This window comes from Kitasatospora sp. NPDC056181 (assembly GCF_042266225.1).
GTDB lineage: Bacteria > Actinomycetota > Actinomycetes > Streptomycetales > Streptomycetaceae > Kitasatospora.
Map to the genome: position 1 here is coordinate 1 of NZ_JBHJUK010000320.1, position 1,966 is coordinate 1,966.

Below are 1,966 nucleotides of genomic sequence, written 5' to 3' on the forward strand. Positions count from 1 at the left end.
GGCTTGTGGACCCCGGCCCCGACGGCCCGCAGCGTCACCGCTTCGCCCCGGGCCGTCGACACCGAGGGGGCGGGTGGGGTCGCGCGGGACGTCCCCGCCCGCCCCTTCGCGCGAGGGCGTCAACAGGTCACGAGACCCGCCGGCTCGCGGGAGCCGCCGTCCCGCGCGGGCGGGGGGTTCGGTCCGCCCGCGGGGTGCGCGAGCCGATGGCGCGACGGGAGCTCGACCACCCGGCAGCCGTGCCGCTCCAGTAGGCCGGCCACGCCGCGCGCCTCGGTGTCGTCCATCGAGAAGACGAAGGGCCCGGGGACCAGGACGGTGCCGACCCACCCCCCGGCGACCGTCCGCAGCAGCCGGTCCAGGGCCGGGAGGCCGTCGGCCGCGCGCACGCCGTTGTCCAGGTACAGCAGCGGTTCCGGCAGTCCCGTCGCCACGGCCAGGCCTTCAAGGGCCCGGCGGTGGCACTCCATCGCCGTCCGGTCGAACGGGTAGCAGCGCAGGTATATCGCGGCGCCGCCCGGTGCCGGGGTGAGGGTCGTGGTGCGGTCGATGGTGCTGCCCATGGTGTACCTGCCACAGATCGGGTGGGGAATCGGTCTCCGCGTCCGCCCCTCGCGGTGTCTCCAGGACACCCGCCCGATCAGTACGTGTTCAATACCGGGCCCTACCTGTATTGACCCTCGGTGACCACGGGGCCCCTGTTGCACACCGGGGGTCACGGGCACGGGCGTCGTGCACGGAGGTGGTTCCCGTCCGGGCCGGGGCGGCCACGGTGCAGCTCCCGGCGGAGGCCGACCGTTGCGGTCACCGCGCCGCGGCGGCACGTCCCCGACGGTCGCCCGGGACACCGTCGGCCCGCGCGGCGGGCGGGCTCCAGCGCCACGTGCTGGTCACGGTGAGCGGGGAGCGCGGCGTGACCGGACGGGGCAGGGTGTTCAGCCCGTTGGGCGGCCCCGACTGCGGCTCCACGCAGAGGGCCTCGGCGGGCTCGTCGTAGATCACCACCCACCGTGCGCTGCTGGTGATCTCCAGGGTGAGGGCGCCCGGCCAGTCGACGGTGACCGCGACCCCGTCGGGCATGCCGAAGCAGTCGTCCCACGGCCCCTCGCGGGGAGCGATCCGTCGGCCGGTCGGCAGGTGGTCCGGCCCACGTTCCTCCTGCCAGGCCGCGGCGAGGCGCAGCTCGGCGGGCCCACCCGTCCCGAGGTCGCGGCGGAACCACGGATGCCACCCCGCCTGGGCGGGGAACGGTGCGCCGTGGGACTCGACGGTCATCTCCAGGCGCAGGCAGGACGGGCTCAGCGCGAACTCCTGCGTGACGCGGCCGGCGAACGGCCAGGGAGCGCCCAGACCGTGCTCCAGCAGCGCACCGTCCGCGGCTGCACGGACCACCCGCCACGGGGAGTTCCGTACGGTGCCGTGGATCGCATGGGGCGGTGCCTCGCGCGGGAAGTGGTGGAAGCGCCCGGCGCTGCGCAGCACGCCCCCGGCGAGCCGGCCGCACCAGGGGGCCATCGGGAAGGAGCCGAAGCCGGCCCCCGGCATCAGGAGCTCCACACCGGCGACGCTCAGGGCGGCGAGCCGGCCGCCCCCGGCGGGGTCGACCACGGCGACGGCCGGTCCGGCGTTCAGGGTCAGGAGATCGGGGGAGGTGGTGGGGACGTCGTGCACGGTCGGCGGGCCGCTTTCGTTCGGGTCGGGTCGGGGTGCCCGGACGAGGGCGGCCTGCTGAAGTGCGATCGGCAGGACGAGGCCGTCGTTGTGGTCGGTGTGCTCGCCGATCAGGTTGACCCGTCCGGGCGCGGCCCAGGTGCCGGCGGGCGCGGCGCCGTAGAGGTCGTGGAAGGTGGTCATGCGGGGTGCTCCAGGGCGAACTTCCAGGCGTCGGCGACGATGTCGTCCAGGTTCGGGCGGCGCGGGGTCCAGCCCAGCGCCTGGTGGGCGCGCTCGGCGGAGGCCACCAGGA

At 75.8% G+C, this 1,966-nt stretch carries 2 protein-coding genes and 1 pseudogene; all 3 read right to left on the reverse strand.

Annotated elements, in window-relative coordinates; translation table 11 throughout:
* Window positions 1-119 precede the first annotated feature (119 nt).
* Window positions 120-563, reverse strand: a complete 444-nt coding sequence (locus tag ACFC1F_RS43225) for a hypothetical protein (protein ID WP_376167293.1) — start codon at window positions 561-563, stop codon at window positions 120-122.
* Window positions 564-804: 241 nt separating this feature from the next.
* Window positions 805-1,638: an aldose 1-epimerase gene (locus ACFC1F_RS43230; protein ID WP_376167295.1), complete on the reverse strand. Its 834-nt coding sequence runs from the start codon at window positions 1,636-1,638 to the stop codon at window positions 805-807.
* 87 nt (window positions 1,639-1,725) lie between these two features.
* Window positions 1,726-1,854 (reverse strand): annotated as a pseudogene (locus tag ACFC1F_RS43235) (galactokinase family protein); the annotation flags it as partial.
* Window positions 1,855-1,966 lie beyond the last annotated feature (112 nt).